This window comes from Acinetobacter sp. (assembly GCF_050285345.1).
Classification (GTDB): domain Bacteria; phylum Pseudomonadota; class Gammaproteobacteria; order Pseudomonadales; family Moraxellaceae; genus Acinetobacter.
Genome location: NZ_JBLZXR010000145.1, coordinates 23,124 through 40,199, shown reverse-complemented (window position 1 = coordinate 40,199; position 17,076 = coordinate 23,124). Strand labels below are relative to the sequence as shown.

General features: G+C 39.1%; 13 protein-coding genes and 2 pseudogenes. 3 read left to right on the top strand and 12 right to left on the bottom strand.

Annotation, left to right across the window (positions count from 1 at the left end; genetic code table 11):
* Position 1: 1 nt before the first annotated feature.
* The 6 genes and pseudogenes from ACN6OV_RS12545 to ACN6OV_RS12520 form a co-directional block, all read right to left on the bottom strand.
* Positions 2-1,270 carry a type VI immunity family protein gene (locus ACN6OV_RS12545; RefSeq protein ID WP_427953426.1) on the bottom strand — a complete coding sequence of 423 codons (1,269 nt, stop codon included), beginning with the start codon at positions 1,268-1,270 and terminating at the stop codon, positions 2-4.
* Positions 1,271-1,686: 416 nt separating this feature from the next.
* Positions 1,687-2,475: a hypothetical protein gene (locus ACN6OV_RS12540; protein WP_427953424.1), complete on the bottom strand. Its 789-nt coding sequence runs from the start codon at positions 2,473-2,475 to the stop codon at positions 1,687-1,689.
* Between the two features lie 118 nt (positions 2,476-2,593).
* Positions 2,594-3,723, bottom strand: a pseudogene (locus ACN6OV_RS12535) (DUF2515 family protein).
* The gene (locus tag ACN6OV_RS12530) at positions 3,723-3,890 is read right to left on the bottom strand and encodes a hypothetical protein (protein ID WP_427953422.1); all 168 of its coding nucleotides are present in this window, start codon (positions 3,888-3,890) and stop codon (positions 3,723-3,725) included. Before ACN6OV_RS12530 ends, ACN6OV_RS12535 begins: the two are co-directional and overlap by 1 nt.
* 73 nt (positions 3,891-3,963) lie before the next feature.
* A pseudogene (locus ACN6OV_RS12525) lies at positions 3,964-6,504 on the bottom strand (type VI secretion system Vgr family protein); the annotation flags it as partial.
* A gap of 189 nt (positions 6,505-6,693) precedes the next feature.
* The gene (locus tag ACN6OV_RS12520; protein ID WP_427953420.1) at positions 6,694-7,329 is read right to left on the bottom strand and encodes a cation transporter; all 636 of its coding nucleotides are present in this window, start codon (positions 7,327-7,329) and stop codon (positions 6,694-6,696) included.
* Between the two features lie 62 nt (positions 7,330-7,391).
* Between ACN6OV_RS12520 and cadR the strand changes: the two genes are divergently transcribed.
* From cadR to ACN6OV_RS12505, 3 genes are all read left to right on the top strand, one after another.
* Positions 7,392-7,808, top strand: a complete 417-nt coding sequence (gene cadR / locus ACN6OV_RS12515; RefSeq protein WP_427953418.1) for a Cd(II)/Pb(II)-responsive transcriptional regulator — start codon at positions 7,392-7,394, stop codon at positions 7,806-7,808.
* Between the two features lie 80 nt (positions 7,809-7,888).
* Positions 7,889-9,295, top strand: coding sequence for a tRNA 5-hydroxyuridine modification protein YegQ (gene yegQ, locus ACN6OV_RS12510; protein ID WP_427953416.1), 1,407 nt, complete (start codon positions 7,889-7,891; stop codon positions 9,293-9,295).
* Between the two features lie 6 nt (positions 9,296-9,301).
* A complete protein-coding gene (locus tag ACN6OV_RS12505; protein ID WP_427953414.1) occupies positions 9,302-9,556 on the top strand; it encodes a YfhL family 4Fe-4S dicluster ferredoxin in 255 nt (84 codons plus the stop codon).
* Positions 9,557-9,813: 257 nt separating this feature from the next.
* Here ACN6OV_RS12505 and ahpF read toward each other — a convergent pair whose 3' ends face one another.
* From ahpF to glyA, 6 genes are all read right to left on the bottom strand, one after another.
* Positions 9,814-11,379 carry an alkyl hydroperoxide reductase subunit F gene (ahpF, locus tag ACN6OV_RS12500; protein ID WP_427949416.1) on the bottom strand — a complete coding sequence of 522 codons (1,566 nt, stop codon included), beginning with the start codon at positions 11,377-11,379 and terminating at the stop codon, positions 9,814-9,816.
* A 533-nt stretch (positions 11,380-11,912) separates the two neighbouring features.
* On the bottom strand, positions 11,913-12,839 hold the full coding sequence (locus ACN6OV_RS12495; RefSeq protein WP_427953412.1) for a hypothetical protein: 927 nt from the start codon (positions 12,837-12,839) through the stop codon (positions 11,913-11,915).
* A 38-nt stretch (positions 12,840-12,877) separates the two neighbouring features.
* Positions 12,878-14,008 carry a toxic anion resistance protein gene (locus ACN6OV_RS12490; RefSeq protein ID WP_427953410.1) on the bottom strand — a complete coding sequence of 377 codons (1,131 nt, stop codon included), beginning with the start codon at positions 14,006-14,008 and terminating at the stop codon, positions 12,878-12,880.
* A gap of 16 nt (positions 14,009-14,024) precedes the next feature.
* The gene (locus ACN6OV_RS12485; protein ID WP_180058235.1) at positions 14,025-14,816 is read right to left on the bottom strand and encodes a tellurium resistance protein; all 792 of its coding nucleotides are present in this window, start codon (positions 14,814-14,816) and stop codon (positions 14,025-14,027) included.
* A 301-nt stretch (positions 14,817-15,117) separates the two neighbouring features.
* A complete protein-coding gene (gene rnk / locus ACN6OV_RS12480; RefSeq protein WP_427953408.1) occupies positions 15,118-15,522 on the bottom strand; it encodes a nucleoside diphosphate kinase regulator in 405 nt (134 codons plus the stop codon).
* A 156-nt stretch (positions 15,523-15,678) separates the two neighbouring features.
* A complete protein-coding gene (gene glyA, locus ACN6OV_RS12475) occupies positions 15,679-16,935 on the bottom strand; it encodes a serine hydroxymethyltransferase (RefSeq protein ID WP_427953406.1) in 1,257 nt (418 codons plus the stop codon).
* Between the last annotated feature and the right edge of the window lie 141 nt (positions 16,936-17,076).

The following is a 17,076-nucleotide window of genomic DNA, read 5'->3' as shown; positions in this document are numbered from 1 at the left end:
TTTATTCTTCACCATCAAACTGCCAGTACACATCACCCCAATCACTTTCAAAATCAGGGAATATATCACCTTGTTTGAAATATTGACGTGAGTTTTCTTTAGCAAAAGTATACCAATAACCTGCGTGAGGACATGGGCTACCGGCAATAACAATATCTATTCTTTCTTGTTCTTGAACTTCAACTTCCACTCGTTTTAATTCAGGCCAAGTGCTGTCTTCATCAAATCGTGCAATCCATTGCTTTGAACTTACGGCATCAAAACGTGGATTTGGATCATCTGACCACGCATCCAAAGTGGTCAGTTTTAAGTTATCACAACGTATCGGTTTAATTAGTTCATTTGCCATCACCAATAAATCAGGAACACCTTCTTCAACAGGGTAAAGTGAAAGTTCACCCAACTGAATCCATAAACTGTATTTCGTTGAATTTTCTGGCTCTATAATTTTAGTAATTTCAATTCGTGAATCATTCAGTTTTTCGCGAATTTGTTGTTCGTTTAAATCAAGTTTTTCCAACCAATAAGGTGAAAGTAAAAAGCACCATGTAGGCGTACGAATACCGCCACCTAAACCATCCCTATCTTCTGCAATAAATATATTTTCATGAGAGAACTCCATTCCAGGATGATCAATATCGAGTCCGTAAAAATAATCTGTGAAAGTCCGTTCAACTGTTTCAAACTCTGGAGATATAAATGCAAATTGTCCAGTGTTTCCTATTTCATAACCACTATAAGCTTGAATCGGGTTAAGTATTTCTAGACATTTTTGAACAAATGAGTACCAAATATCTTTATTGGATCTATACCATTGATCACCAAAAGTTAATTTTAGACTAGAATAGCGCTCACTAGAGTCTCTAATCTTTGCACTTAAAGCCCAACGTGGACTTTGATCTTGAGATTGTGCAGATGTTGCACCTAAATAGTAAATGAAATATTTTTTATAAATTTTTGCCATTTCAGCTGATATTTCTTCACGACTTCTAATCCATGAAATTGCCTTTTTCCAAACCTCTATATCATCTCTATAACGTAATTTAAATGGTTTATTTATAATATCTTTTTCAAACCATTCATAAATATCAATTATTTTATTTATAATTTCTTCTACTTTATCGGCCGAATGGAAAAGATAAAAGGTGATATAAGGACAAACCCCAAACTCTTTATTTTCCTCTCCATACAAAATGGAAGTATCAAATGGAATATCACGAATGAGTTCTTCTATTTCCTCATCATTTAAATAAACTTGTGCTGTGCTCATAAAATATTCTTTTAATTAATACTTCTTTTTTTAGAGATCCAATATTATCAAGCCCCGAAGGGCATAAAACTGCCAGTACACATCACCCCAATCACTTTCAAAATCAGGGAAAATATCTCCCTATTTAAAGTATTGACGTGAGTTTTTTTATGATGGTAAATAAATAATCTACTTGAAAGCATTTTTAGCCTACCATTATTAAACAGAATGATTAATCATTTTTAGGGGGGGATACCCTACCACATTCCATTCGATACTTTCAGCTTCAGGCAAACTCTTCATTACATTAAATAAATTATACTTGATTAGACTATCCTCTACATGGTGGAGGTTAGGTATGGGATTATTCATCTCATAATTATATTGCTAAATGAAACCTAACAAACAACTTTCTGAAACAAAGCCCACCAAATATCCTATTTCATATATTGCCAAACATCAGGGTCTACATAGCTGTCATCAATATGATAGCCTTCCAGTTTAATTTTTTGTTCCTTAAATTTACGATCTTTTTCATTGTCTCTCCTTTCATCTAAAAAGGCTTGTTTTAACTGTTCTGCTGTCATTTCATCTGAGTTAGAAATAGCATTGAAACCACTATATCTAAAGTGCTCAAAACCATATCTAACAACATATTGTTCTTTTTCATCGTCTTTATGAGTTCTAGAAAGAGATATTCCTAAATTAATATTACTATTATATAAATCAAAAAACATGTGATCATTGGTCATATTCAACATTTCTTGCCATTCTTTAAAACTTAAAATATGGCTTGGATCAATAACCTTCCCCATATGCTTACTCATATATTTTAGATTATCTTGTTTATCTATACGTTCAGTAAAAGGTAAATAGTACTGTTTCCAGTTTTTCTCATTCATTTGCTTCATCAGTTTGACATAAGCGTTATATGCATCTTCACTCGTCGTATATTCATTAGCATGTAAACTAGCGGTCACATCCATAATTAAAACACCATCATTGCCCAATCGCGCAACTTGCGTCCCCATTACACTAATAACATTATCAATCTCAAAGTTGCTTTGTTCAGTCACAATTTTAACCTGTCCCAGTTTGGGCGGTCTCCAATCCAGTGATAAAAAATTCATCCCCGCAGGTTGGCGATCCATCGGCGCATTACTATATTGAACAAAATCTTTTAAACCTTGCTGTCCAAAATGTAAAATAGCACTTTGTTGTGGCATTATTTCATTTCCTTCACTTTTCGTATTTGGAGTACATGCCAATAATAGGCAACATATCGAAAATCCAAAAATTAAACTTAGATAATTTTTCATATTGAAACTTTTATTAAAAAAATCATTATTTTTTCCCTTCATTACTATTTGGATGTACTCCAAAGATAAAGTCTGCTTTACTCTGACTCCACCCCGTTATTTTTTTAACTCCTGATGTAGAAAGGTTCGACCTCTATCATCCAACATTAAACGATGATATTTTTCAGCTGCTTTGTTAATCCAAATCATTCGACTATCGTAGTCCTCTGCCTTTGTATCACTAAAAGGCGAAATATAGACATCCTCAGGCAATTCACTCAACTGCTTCGCCCGACTACCACTATAAGTACCAAACCAACCCTTCTTAACTTCATCCACATCATAATCGCTTGACAAAACTAAGGTTGCATCTGGCATTGCCCAGCCCATATACCAGCTTCTTTGCTTCTCTGCCCCCCATTTCGCGGAAGCCTTATTCCAAACAACAGTTTGCAAGATATTAAATTGTTCCTGAACTGCAATAGCCATTAAATGAGCAAATAATTGAGTTTTAGCATTAGTATATTTTTGCTTTTCAGATTTTGCTTGTAAAAAAATAGCCTCTATTTCAGGCAACAAAGCAAAAGCATTTTTGATTTGCTTTGTACTTCCTAAGTAATTAATCTCTGGCAAACAACTTGACCATGGTAGATTCATGACTTCTTTTTTTATATGAGTAAATTTTGAAATATTTCTTTGGGTTCTACAACTATCAAATGTTTTTGATGAAGTGCTCCAAGCATAATGCCAAGGGGCAATATCCATAAATAGCCACAAATTCCCTAAAGCAAAAAGATCGATTGGTTCTTTTATAGTATCTACAATAATAGGAGCAGAATAACCTGTCTGACTTCCCCAATGATCAAAAACATTAGCAACTGTTTTAGATGCAAATGCACCCAAACCCATCCAGTAATAACGACCTTTTAAATTTACATTACCATTTATCTCTTTTTCTAAGAAAATTTTAGCGTATGCTGCCGCTATTCTTCTTGCTCGTGCTTCATAACCTTCTTCAAGTCTATATAAGTTTTGTTTAGCATCTTTTAAATTTGAAAGACGCTGCATCGCTACTTGCTGATATACTTCCCAAAAAGTCAAACAATCACACTGTGCTATTTTGCAACTATTCTCAGTTGTATTGGTATTGCTCTTCCAGTCTAGATCACCTCCCATTATTCTACTTCTCCTTCGCTTTCATCTATTTCTAAAGTCATCCAGTTTAAATCTAATATTAAACCTTCTTCACCTTCCGTATTAATACGTTTAGATTTACCTTTATTATCCGCTTGTGCAATAAATTCTTGATCACTCGTAGAAACCTTATAGTCAATAAACTTCATAGGCTCACCGGACGGCAAAAGGATTTGGAATTTTTCATTATATATTTCATATGCAGGTAGTCCCTGTATATTAACTCCAACTTCTGCCCCCCCCCACAAACCTATGCTGCCCAGCCTTCACCTCAAACTTTCCAGCAGTAGTAGGCAATACACCCGCACTACTAATCTCAATTTGACTGCCGCCAGCAGTTAGCACGATTTTTTTGCTCGCTTTGATTTCAACTTTATCTTCCGTCGAAATAATTTGAATACCCTTTCTTGCAATCAGATCTGCCCCATCACCTTGGGCTTGGATTTCAACTTTGCCTTTGCCTGCATAGGCACGTAATCCCTCTTGTGCTGCAAATAGACTGATCTTGCTTTGTGCATGGGCAATCAAGGATTTTTGACTACTGAGGTTGATGCTATCGCCTGCACTTTGGCTGATCTGTCCATCTGCTGAAAGATGAATATCTTCCTGACTACTCACAGCAATTGAGTTCGGTGCAGATAAAATCATTAAGGCCTGTTTAAAGGCATCGGCCTTTTCTTTACTGCCTTTTTCGATTTGTCCAAGGAAGTTTTTTAAATTATCTAAGACTTCAAGTGGATCAGTTTGCTGGTTTTTCGCCACTTCACTTAAGGCTTTGCTGCTGTTTAAGTTGGCTTCGACTTGTTCTTTCGCGGGTTGTGCATCGAGGTGCATTGCCGCTGCTTGTTGTTGTGGGTGTGTGCTGACAAGGAGCCCTTGACCTGCACGCACTGCGCCCCATTGGTCGGTTCTTAGTTCAAAGCCTTCACCTCGACCTTCACTTTCTGCGGCTTCTTTGGGATGACTGAGGTTCCCTAGGTTGAGCTGAGTCGCACCATGGGTACTTTGTAATTGTGTTGAGATTTGTTCTGTGCTGTCATCAAAGCGCAGTTGTCCAAAGCCCTCACCTTGAACTTCTTTACTTTTTATTCCAGCCAGTTTTTTTGTGTCTGGCAGTTTGCCTTTACTATCAAATTGGGTTGGACTGCGCTGTGCTTCATGTATGCGCCCCACCACAAATGGGCGGTCGATATTGCCGTCAAAGAAATCGATGACCACGATTTCATTAATGCGCGGCAAGAATCGTGCGCCATAGCCTTCACCTGCCCAAGGGGTAAGCACATCTACCCATGCTGAGTCCGTGTCGTTGTCATTGCTGCCTGCACCGCCATCATGGCTGTGGTCATCTCCACGGGTAAATAAGAAGCGGACTTTGATTCGCCCCCATTCATCAACATGAATTTCTTCACCGCTTGGTCCAACGACTTTGGCCCGTTGCGGATGGGTGCTTGGACGATGTTCGAGTGGGTTATATTCAGGAACAGTAGAGATATTACGTCGTTGCAGAATTAAGTTATTGGCTTGGCGTTCTGCTTGTTCTTGAATCGGTTTAATCTTCCACTGGCTTTGTGCAATCAGTTGGTTGACTTGTTCGGTCAGATCTTTAGGTAAGTTGTTTTGGTTATAGAATTTCTTTTCTGTGATTAGAAATTCTTTGTCTGCGCCACTGTGTTGATCAATTTCAGGATGTTCATTCAATTCAAACCAGTAGCCGACTTGCGTATCACGCACGGTCGATTGCGCATTGAATTTTTTCGATTGTAAGTCATGGTAACGGCTGAGATTTCGGTTGAGTTTTTCAATTTGGCTATTGGATGCGGCTGTCGCTTGATCTTCACCGTTTAGGTCTTGCATCCACGCGGGGCTGACATGCCACGCTTGTTCCAAACTTAGGCTAGCATTGTCTTGGTTTTGGCTATGTTGATGTTTACTTTGAACTGAACCTGCGCCTTCTTCTTGGCTGAGGCCATCAGCTTGCCAGCGCTGTACATGGACCGCAGTCGGTTGAATGCTGCGTTCACCAATCAAACTGGTAATACTGTCTTGTTTTTCTGTGGCACTGGAGCGGTGGAAACGGATATTGCGGCGACTTAGGGCTTGATATTGACTATTGTCATCAATCAACCGAAGTTTTTGTTTTTCGATCGGGCTACTGGAATGCATCACTTTCAATTGCGCTTCATCAATCAGCCAGTTAATGCCTTCACTGCGCCAAAGTCGGGTTAAAAAGTCATAATCGCTTTCATTCGATTGCATGATGAAAGGTCGTACATCATAGTTTTGACTTAAACCGCTGAGATCTAGCGTTAGGCTTGCTGCAAAGAGCGGGCTTTTGCTTTGCCATTCTTTGAAAATAGTTTCACTGACCTCACGTACCGATTTGTTCATGAATACACGGCTATTACGGCGTTTATGCCACAGTGATGTTGCATCTTCTAAACTGAGTTTATACAAGGTAAGTGAACCATCACTCTGCCCTTGGGTGGCTTCGGTGATGATACCCGTAGTACGGAATAGTTCACCTTGATCAGTGACTTGATCGATGGCGACTTGTACACCAATAAATTGTTTTAGTGGAATAAAAGCATTGGTGGATAGGCAAATCAAGGTCGCTTGTACGCCTTGGTTTAAGACATGCTCACCATCAATACGCTGAATAAAGATTTCTTCATTCAAGGCAATATTTGAAAATTGTATGTGCATTGCACGTTTTTGTGCCGCTAACCCAAGTTTTTCTAATACAGCAAATATTTTGCCTAACATAATAAACGTTCTAAATTGTAGTTGTAGGAATTCATCCGATGCATATTCTAATCAAACATGCATCGGAATTTAATCATAAAACCCAGTGAAGATGTGTCGTTATGTAAACTCAAGAGCTGACTACAATTCCATTACCTAACCTACAATTATCTCTAGCGATCTACTCCAATGCAGGGTTTGAGATAAATCTTATGCACAAGTTTGTTTTTCCAACGCACTTTGCTTACGCTCTTGCAGCGCTTTTTTCATCACTTGGTAACCACCCGTTAAACCAAGGCTCGCCATAATCGCAGCGACAATGAGATCTGGCCATAAACTGCCTGTACCAAACACCCCGATGGCCGCAAAAATAACCGCGGCATTGCCAATCGCATCATTCCGGCTACACAGCCAAACTGATTTCATATTGGAATCCCCATCGCGAAATGCATATAGAATAAATGCCGTTGTCATGTTGGCGATTAATGCAAGCACACCAATCGCCCCCATGGTCATTGCCTCTGGAGGAATACCGAGCGTATAGGCATAAATCACTTTTGCCAGTACCACCACCCCAAACAGCGCCATGACGATACCTTTTGCCAAAGCCACCGTTGCTCGCCAATATAAACTTGCACCCAACACTGCCAGTGAAATTGCGTAATTGACCGCATCCCCGAAAAAATCTAAGGCATCGGCCCAAAGTGCAGAAGAATGTGCATACATCCCACCGACTAATTCTACGCCAAACATCAACAAGTTGATGAACAGCGCAATCCAGAGCGCGGTACGAAATTTACTGTTCGGCTTTTGAGGTGCTGGTTCATGACTACACGTACATGCCATTTTCGAACTCCAACATTTAAGATATACTTATTCAAAACTATGGACTCACTCCAAGGTCAAGTATGCAAGAACAAAAATATTTTTTAATTAAAGAACTCGCGTTGGCAACGGGTGTCAGTATCGATACCATACGTTTTTATGAAAAGAAAAATTTGCTCCAACCGAGCTTTCGCGCCGACAACAATTATCGTTACTATGGCGAAGAAATGTTCAAACGTTTAACCTTTATTAAACGTTGTCGTGCGCTGGATATGTCCTTAAATGAAATTAAAAGTCTAATTGAATTAGAGCAACAACCTGCTCAAAGCTGTCAAATGGTGAATCAATTAATTGACCAGCACATCATCCAAGTTTCTGAAAAAATTAAAGAATTACAGAAATTCAAAACACAATTAAAAGAGTTGCGTGCCACTTGCAATGAAACCTCCCGCATTGATGACTGTCAAATTTTAAAGCAACTTGAAAATGGAAAATCGTAAAAACCCAACTAATTTACTTGGTTGAATCCTTTTTTTAGATCACTACAATAAAGCCATAAATTTTGTATGCCTTTATAGACATGACTATTCAACACGTAACTGAACTCCTCTCTCCCGCCGGTTCATTAAAAAATATGCGCTATGCATTTGCCTATGGTGCAGATGCGGTATATGCAGGTCAGCCACGTTATAGCTTACGTGTTCGTAACAATGCTTTCGACCATGACAATTTAAAAATTGGGATTGAAGAAGCGCATGCTTTAGGTAAAAAATTCTATGTGGTTGTGAATATTCAACCGCATAACTCAAAATTGAAAAATTTTATTCGTGACCTTGAACCTGTGGTGGCGATGAATCCAGATGCACTGATTATGTCCGACCCCGGTTTGATTATGATGGTGCGTGAACATTTTCCTGACGTTTCAGTTCATTTGTCGGTACAAGCCAATGCTGTGAACTGGGCAACAGTAAAATTCTGGAAAAATATGGGTTTAACACGCGTGATTTTGTCACGTGAACTGTCTATCGAAGAAATTGAAGAAATTAAAAATAATGTCCCTGATATGGAAATTGAAGTTTTCGTACACGGGGCATTATGTATGGCTTATTCCGGTCGTTGCTTACTTTCTGGCTATATGAATAAACGTGATGCAAACCAAGGTGCATGTACCAATGCATGCCGTTGGGACTATAAAATCCACGAGGCAGCAGAAGATGAAACTGGTGATGTTATCCCAGTGACACAACTTGAAGACTCACTCAAAGAACATTCATGCTGTCAAAATAAAGATGCCGATGAGCAACACGCCTTAGAACAACACCAATTTGGCGAGCCGGTTTTATTACAACGCAATGAAGAAGACATGTTTGCTGCTGAAGAAGACGAACATGGCACCTACTTCATGAACTCCAAAGACTTACGTGCTGTGCAGCATGTCGATCGTTTGACCAAAATGGGGATCCATTCTTTGAAAATTGAAGGTCGTACCAAGTCTTATTTCTACTGCGCACGTACCGCACAAATCTATCGTAAAGCAATTGATGATGCGTTAGAAGGCAAAGCTTTTGATCCATCACTAATGACCCAACTTGAAGGTTTAGCTAACCGTGGCTATACCGAAGGTTTCCTGCGTCGCCATGTGCATACTGAATATCAAAATTATGAAACTGGCTCTTCACGTTTTGATCATCAACAATTTGTCGGTGAAGTGCTGGAACGTAATGGAGATCACATCAAAATTGAAGTAAAAAACCGTTTTGTTGTGGGTGATTCCTTAGAATTGATGACCACTTCGGGCAATATCACTTTCGTTTTAACTGAAATGAAAGATAAAAAAGGTAATCTGATTGAAGATGCCAAAGGTTCAGGTCATATCGTTGATATTCCTGTGCCTGCCGATGTTGACATGCAATTTGCTTTATTGATTCGTAATCTACCCAATTCGACTGCTGATATTTCGGCATCGTCTTTGGCCTATCAGGCTTAATCCATCATGGCTTTGTTGATTACTGACAAATGTATCAACTGTGATATGTGTTTGCCTGAGTGCCCGAATGATGCAATTCATGAAGGCTCGAAAGTTTATGAAATTGATGTCGATCGCTGCACCGAATGCGTGGGGTTCTATGAGCATCAAACTTGTGTTTCGGTATGTCCAATTGAATGCATTATTCCGCATCCTGAACATGTCGAAACGCAAGAACAATTGCTAGATAAGTTTAAAGGGTTGAATTTATTTCAATCCTAATAATGCTTTAAGTATTTAAAAAATGAAAAAGACAACCTTGGGGAAAGTAGAAAAATAAGGTTGTAAAACAAAAAAAGCGGGGCAAAGAACAGGATCAAAATGCGTGGGGACATTTTGATTCTTATTTTGCAAACAAAAAAAGGAACTCGGGTGTTAGCGTCCAGAGTTCCTATAAAACGAGAATATTAAGAAAAATAATATTCAAATATAAAACATTCAGCGCGGTCAGTGTGTATCAAACACACTGACCATTTCTTTTATTGACCTGAACGAATAATGTAATCAAATGCTGAAAGTGATGCTTTCGCGCCTTCACCTGTGGCAATGATGATTTGTTTGTACGGCACAGTTGTACAGTCACCGGCAGCAAATACACCTTTGACATTGGTTTCGTTGCGATCATTAATTAAAATCTCGCCACGGTTTGAAAGTTCAACTGCGGTGTCTTTTAAGAAATCCGTATTTGGCAATAAACCAATTTGCACGAAGATCCCTGCCAATTCAACAGTTTTGATTTCATCCGTTGCACGGTCTTTGTATTTCAATGCGGTCACTTGTGCGCCATCACCCACCACTTCAGTTGAAAGCGCATTCATGATTACAGTGGTATTTGGCAAGCTGTTTAATTTATCTTGCAATACTTGGTCCGCACGTAATTTGGTATCAAACTCAACCAACGTCACGTGTTCAACAATCCCTGCAAGGTCAATCGCTGCTTCAACCCCCGAGTTACCACCACCAATCACCGCAACACGTTTACCTTTGAACAATGGACCATCACAGTGTGGGCAGTAAGCCACACCACGGGTACGGTATTCTTGTTCACCCGGTACGTTCATTTCTCTCCAGCGTGCACCGGTAGATAAAATCACAGTTTTCGATTCAAGTTTCGCACCATTTTCTAAAGTCACTTCCACTAAACCGTTGGTCGTTTCATCTGCACCTTTAATGTCAGAGACACGCTGTAGGTTCATGATATCGACACCGTACTCACGGACATGGGCTTCCATTTCAGCGGCAAATTTTGGACCTTGAGTTTTCTGAATTGAAGTGAAGTTTTCAATATCCATGGTATCCATCACCTGACCGCCCATGCGTTCAGCCACGATACCGGTACGGATACCTTTACGTGCCGCATAGATTGCAGAGGTATTACCCGCAGGGCCACCGCCAATCACTAATACATCAAAAGCCTCTTTGGCATTGAGTTTTTCAGCATCTTTTGTTGCAGAATTGGTATCCAATTTGGCAATGATTTCTTCCAACGTCATACGACCTTGACCAATGTGGTTACCATCTTGGAACACCATTGGAACCGCCATGATTTTGCGTTCTTCCACTTCGTCTTGGAAGAATGCACCATCAATCATGGTTGCAGTAGTGCCCGGATTGTAAATCGCAATCAGGTTTAAGGCTTGAACCACATCAGGACAGTTGTGGCAGCTTAAAGATACGAAGACATCAAAGTCAGCTTGAAGATTTAAACCTTTAATTGATGCCAAAACTTCATCCGAGACTTTCGGGGCATAACCAGACGTTTGTAACAATGCCAAAATCAAAGAGGTGAACTCGTGGCCCATTGGCAGACCTGCAAAGAAGACACGTGGTGCTTCACCTGCTTTGGCAATCCCAAAACTTGGTGCACGGCTATTGGTACCGTCAAAGCGTGCAGTGACTAAATTTGAAAGTGCGGCAACTTCAGTCACCAATTCTTTAATTTTGTCTGACTTATCTGTACCGTTTAAAGTCGCGACGATTTCGATTGGGCCTTCAAGGCGTTCTAAAAGGGTTTTTAATTGCGCTGAAGTATTTTGATCTAACATTACTAACGTCTCCAGAGGAGTAAATTTATTTGATGAGAGAATAATAGGACAAAGCATGATATAGGTGAAACGGTTTGTTTTTATAAAAACAATCGGTTTTACAAATCAATAATCAAAATACCCTTCTAAATCAGAAGAATACACAAATTTTTAATGAAATAACATAGTGTTTAGCAAAAACAATAAAGAGAACCATGACGCATAAGTCTAGATAAATATTAAATCCATATTTTGTAGTTCACATTTATTCGAGGTTTAAAGTTGGGAATTTAAAGGTATTCTTATTTTTAAAACCAGCGAAGTAAGCATGTTATATTCAAGAAAGCTATTTTATGGAAAGTGCAGATTAAATATCTAAGCTCTAGATGAAGAAAGAAGAAATGAATCGAATTGTTCTGAGCATAAAGAAAAAAAGCTCATCAAAATACAGTATTCAAAAGGCTTTCACTGCAAATCAATTTCAGTAAAAGCCGAAGTTTAAAAAATATTAGAACAACATTTAAAAAAACCTTATGAGTAAATTGGCTCGCTTATCAATGCCTCATTCCTTGCTCAATACGAACAATACGTGATCTGAATTGTTGTGCAAGTAGATACAACAACAGACTTAAAACCAAAGTTAAAACGATCACTGCGATCAAAATCCAGCGCACAATCACCTCAACCACATTGGCTTGTTGAACTTGTTTTTCTACGCTCTGCGCCATCGGGGTCATGGTTTTATCAAACAATTGATTTTGCATGGTCCACAATTGTTCAGGTTGAAAACCATATTCACGAAATTCCGCAGGATAATTTTGCTCTGCATTCATCAAACTTTGCACATAAGGAATCGCTGTTGCACGATCAACAGGTTGATGCAATAAAGCCGCCTGTGCATATAAATAGGCTTTGACAGGATCAGCAACATCCAATTCATGCAGCTCATGGGCTAAACGACTGTCTTGAATGTTTTTCTCATAATGTACGAGTTTATGATAAGCCGCTTGATCATCATCTTTTAAATCATATTGCACATAAGTTAAACCCGACCACAGCACAATAAAAGATAAAATCCAGCCAACAAATTTTAGGACAAAGGACTGAAAACGTATCCTAAAGAAATTAAACTTCTTTAAAAATCCCACTAAAAAGAATGCGCCAATAAAAGACACAACCAATTTAAGAAATAACCAACCGATAAAAGACAGAAAATTGACAAAAAAATAATCGGACTGATTGCCCAAATGATACGATAACTCGCCTGTACTAACCGGAATATGTAACTGCTGTACTGTCAGACTCAGCCCAAAAAAACTATAGACCAAGTCTTGCTGAATGAATAAAGCCACAGCAGCAACGATCAGCACAGAAATACTCACAAATGACATGAGCATCAAATTGCGCTGACGCTGTTTAATGGTTTTTAAGCCCGATTCGATTTGTTGCGGTTTCAGCGCATATTCATCAATGGGAGGCAAATAAGTTCTCCTTTAGATTCACTCACCTCCCTCATGATTTATGAAGAAGGATTGCTGCCACTTGACTCAATCACGAGATGATTCAAATTATTTTGTAAGGCACGAATACGTGTAGTGGCTTCTTCACGTTTTTGCATCCCTTCTTTCTGAATTTGAATTACATCATTAACAGTTTTAATGAGGGTATTTTGGACATGTTCAAGGGTTTCGATATCAATTACTGAACGCTGGTTGGCTTTTGCCGTATCCACCGAGTTTTGATGTAACAAATCTGCATTACGTTTCAGCAAATCATTGGTCGCATCATCAATACTGTTGGCCAATTGCACACTGTTCTTTTGTTCCTGCAATGAAATCGCCAAACTGATTTGATTTTTCCAGGCCGGTAAAGTGATATTTTTAATTGCATAAAATTTATCGACCAACATTAAATTATTGGATTGGATAATACGAATCATCGGCAAAGTTTGCATCGCAGACTGCTGCAATATCTGTAAATCACTCACTCGTTTTTCCAGATTATTGGCCAAATGATTGAGGTCATAGACTTTTTGTGTCGTCGTCTGATCTTGTTCCTGCGCAGTTAAAGCTGCAAGTTCCTGTTGGATTTCCTGCTCTTTCAACTTACCGGCTGCAATATAAACACCGAGCTGTTTATATTCATCCTGCACGCCTTCAAACATTTTATCCAAAGTATTTACACGGGCTTTTAAACCATTTTGTGAGGTTTCAATTTCTTTGACTAAACTGTCAATTTGCTCTTTGGTGCTGTTAAAGTGCTGATCGAAACTTTGCTTTGCGCCTTTAAATTTACTCAGTAATCCACCCAAAAAACCTGAACTTTTCGATTTATTTAAAATACTCGAGGTATTCAACTGCTGCGCCACTTGTACCACTTGATTCAACTTTTGCCCTGTTGTATCGAGGTCTTTGTTTTGCACCAAGTTTAATAATTCATCGGTATAAGTCGATGTTTTGGTCGCAATGTTTTTGCCATATTCAGCCACACTGTTATGACTTAAATCTGCCAATTCTTTCCGTGCAGCAATCACTTCATGATAGTCAGAAGCCTGCAAGCCTATTTCTTGCAAATTAAGCTGTTGAAATTTTTGCTCAGTTAATTCAGTTGTTACTTCAACGGGTAAATTTTTGGCATCTAAATCGGTCATAACTCACCTTATATTTCTAAGACTTAGAGGAATTCTCTAATGATTTTTTTAAAGTTTTAATCAAATTTTCACGGCTATTATCTAGCTTTTCCAAGCTACTTGTCGAGTTGCTTTGCCGACTTTGTTTGACATGATATTGCCAAGCCGGAATTAACACTTGTTGCGCTTCTTTAAAACGGTCAAGCAAGCTAAAAGATAATTGCTGTGAAAGCTGCATTTGTGTAATTGCAATATCATTACTCGCCTGTAAGGTTTGTAAGGTATTTATTTTCTTGGACAATCGCTCTGCAAAATTATCCAGTGGATGCTGTTTTTTTACAAACTGCGGATATTCAACAAGAAACTCTTCGGCAGCGACAATATAGCGCGCCATTTGTTCGCGTAAGCCTTGTAATTGATTCAAACGAGATTGCGACTTTTGAATTTCTAACTGTAACTTTTGGCTCAAATGATTGGCACGGTCTAATAGCTGATCCAGATTTTTATAGTACTCCACCTGCCCTGAACCATATTCCAAATCAATGCCTAACCACTTTTGCAAGGCATTAAATTTTCGGTTTTTCAGATATTTTTTTGAGTCGGCCAAAGCCTGAATCAATTGTTCAATGGTTTGACTGAGTTGTTGTGTCAATATTGGGTCGACACCATCCAATAACACAGCCTGTGCCTGAATCAACTGATCGGCATAATGATTTAACCGATACTGATCGCTGAGTAAAGGCACAAGGTCATTGCGCTTAATTGACAATACTTCTGTACGGTCAACAGCAATTTCCTTTATAGGTACCAATACATCAATTTGTGACATAGCAGATTAAACTCAATAAAATCATTTTTATACTACAAGTTTTGCCATAAAAGTCTTGTAGTATTTTGCAAAAAATAAGCCCTTTCACTCTTCGATGCTCAAGCATGCTCCAAGAACGGGTAGCAACTTTGGACAATTACGCTTCAACCTATCCAAATTTGATAAAAGTATTATGGTCGTGAAAGATGAGTACAGGCTTAAGATAACTTAGATATCATCTATCTATAGATAAAGCATAAAAAAGCCATCTTTTAAGATGGCTTAATATCACACTGAACTGTAGCGGATATACAATAAGAAATTATAGATAATTACCTTCACGCTCAGGCTGATACAGCACTTTTTCAATTTTTACTTTCATGATATGACCATCGGGTTGAGGCCATTCAATTTCCTGCCCTTCCGCAAGTCCTAATATTGCAGCGCCAACCGGTGCAAGCACGTTCACTTGTCCTTTATCACCACGAAAATCATGCGGATAAACCAAAGTGATCTCTGTCGGCTCTGTCGCAGGAGCAATGGTAATCATAACCTTTGCATTCATACTCACGACATTCGCAGGCACATCCTCTGGTGCAACAACATCCGCACGTGCCAACTCATCTTCTAAATGTTCCATTGTTGGCGTCAATTTAGATTGATGCTCTAACATGGTTTCTAGACGATGTAAGTCTTGCTCAGAGATAATAATATTTGGTCGATTCATTTATAAATTCCTTTATTTTTACAGCCACTACAGTGGATAAGTCTTGTTGTCATCCATATTCTTTTATATCAGAAAAAAAATAATTAAGATAACTTTTAGCCTTTTATATCAGCATAAAAAAAGCCCCCCTTGAGGGGGGCCTTTCTCAAGTATTACTTAGTTTGCGTAAACAGGGAATTTAGCGCAAACAGCAGAAACTTTTTCTTTAACTGCAGCAATTACCGCTTCGTCACCTTTCGAATCAAGGATATCAGCGATCCAACCTGCAAGTTCACGAACTTCAGCTTCGCCGAAACCACGTGTTGTCACAGCAGGAGTACCGATACGAATACCTGAAGTCACAAATGGAGAGCGTGGATCGTTTGGTACAGAGTTTTTGTTCACAGTAATGTGAGCTGCGCCTAACCATGCATCAGCATCTTTACCTGTAATATCGCCTTGTTTGATTAAAGACAATAGGAACAAATGGTTTTCAGTACCGCCAGAAACAACATCAAAACCACGTTCGATTAATACTTCAGCCATAGCTTGCGCATTTTTCACAACTTGTTGTTGATATGCTTTGTATTCAGGCGCCATTGCTTCTTTAAAGCAAATTGCTTTGGCAGCAACCGCATGAACCAATGGACCACCTTGGTTACCAGGGAATACTGCAGATTGTAATTTTTTCTCAATTTCTTCGTTGGCTTTTGCAAGGATAAGACCAGAACGCGGACCACGAAGTGTTTTATGAGTCGTCGTTGTTGTTACGTCAGCAATTTGAACTGGGCTTGGGTAAACACCTGCAGCCACTAGACCAGCTACGTGAGCCATATCTACAAATAGGTAAGCGCCAACTTTATCCGCGATATCACGGAAACGCTGCCAATCTACAATTTGGCTGTACGCAGAGAAACCAGCCACGATCATACGTGGTTTGTGTTCTAAAGCTAAACGTTCAACTTCTTCATAGTCGATTTCGCCAGTTTCTGGGTTTAAACCGTATTGGATTGCATTGTACGTTTTACCTGAGAAGCTTACTTTAGCGCCGTGAGTCAAGTGACCACCGTGTGCCAAGCTCATACCCAAAACTGTATCGCCTGGATTAAGAAGCGCTAAGTAAACAGCTGAGTTTGCTTGTGAACCTGCGTGTGGCTGAACGTTAGCGTAGTCTGCACCAAACAATTCTTTAGCACGGTCAATTGCCAATTGTTCAATTACGTCTACATATTCACAACCGCCATAGTAGCGTTTGCCTGGGTAGCCTTCCGCATATTTGTTAGTCAGTTTTGATCCTTGCGCTTCCATTACTGCTGGTGAGCAATAGTTTTCAGAAGCGATGAGTTCGATGTGCGCTTCTTGGCGAGCATCTTCTTGAGAAATTGCTTTCGCGATTTCTGGATCAAATTCAGCAATAGAGATATTGGCAAACATTAGCGAGGTCCTATTAAATTAGGGCTTTTAAGCCGTGCTAAGATTGGCGCATATTGTAGCATGAAGTTTATAAATATTGAGAAGGATGTTTGTGCAGTTTTAAATAAAAAATGCTCATCTTCGTTAAAAAAATGAGCATTT

What these genes read in the sequence shown, in the direction of transcription:
- ACN6OV_RS12520 (WP_427953420.1), bottom strand. Translation starts at nt 7,329, where the DNA reads ATGGCATGTACGTGTAGTCATGAACCAGCACCTCAAAAGCCGAACAGT.
- yegQ (WP_427953416.1), top strand. Translation starts at nt 7,889, where the DNA reads ATGACTATTCAACACGTAACTGAACTCCTCTCTCCCGCCGGTTCATTA.
- ACN6OV_RS12540 (WP_427953424.1), bottom strand. Translation starts at nt 2,475, where the DNA reads ATGCCACAACAAAGTGCTATTTTACATTTTGGACAGCAAGGTTTAAAA.
- glyA (WP_427953406.1), bottom strand. Translation starts at nt 16,935, where the DNA reads ATGTTTGCCAATATCTCTATTGCTGAATTTGATCCAGAAATCGCGAAA.
- ahpF (WP_427949416.1), bottom strand. Translation starts at nt 11,379, where the DNA reads ATGTTAGATCAAAATACTTCAGCGCAATTAAAAACCCTTTTAGAACGC.
- ACN6OV_RS12545 (WP_427953426.1), bottom strand. Translation starts at nt 1,270, where the DNA reads ATGAGCACAGCACAAGTTTATTTAAATGATGAGGAAATAGAAGAACTC.
- cadR (WP_427953418.1), top strand. Translation starts at nt 7,392, where the DNA reads ATGCAAGAACAAAAATATTTTTTAATTAAAGAACTCGCGTTGGCAACG.
- ACN6OV_RS12485 (WP_180058235.1), bottom strand. Translation starts at nt 14,816, where the DNA reads ATGTCACAAATTGATGTATTGGTACCTATAAAGGAAATTGCTGTTGAC.
- ACN6OV_RS12490 (WP_427953410.1), bottom strand. Translation starts at nt 14,008, where the DNA reads ATGACCGATTTAGATGCCAAAAATTTACCCGTTGAAGTAACAACTGAA.
- ACN6OV_RS12530 (WP_427953422.1), bottom strand. Translation starts at nt 3,890, where the DNA reads ATGAAGTTTATTGACTATAAGGTTTCTACGAGTGATCAAGAATTTATT.
- ACN6OV_RS12505 (WP_427953414.1), top strand. Translation starts at nt 9,302, where the DNA reads ATGGCTTTGTTGATTACTGACAAATGTATCAACTGTGATATGTGTTTG.
- rnk (WP_427953408.1), bottom strand. Translation starts at nt 15,522, where the DNA reads ATGAATCGACCAAATATTATTATCTCTGAGCAAGACTTACATCGTCTA.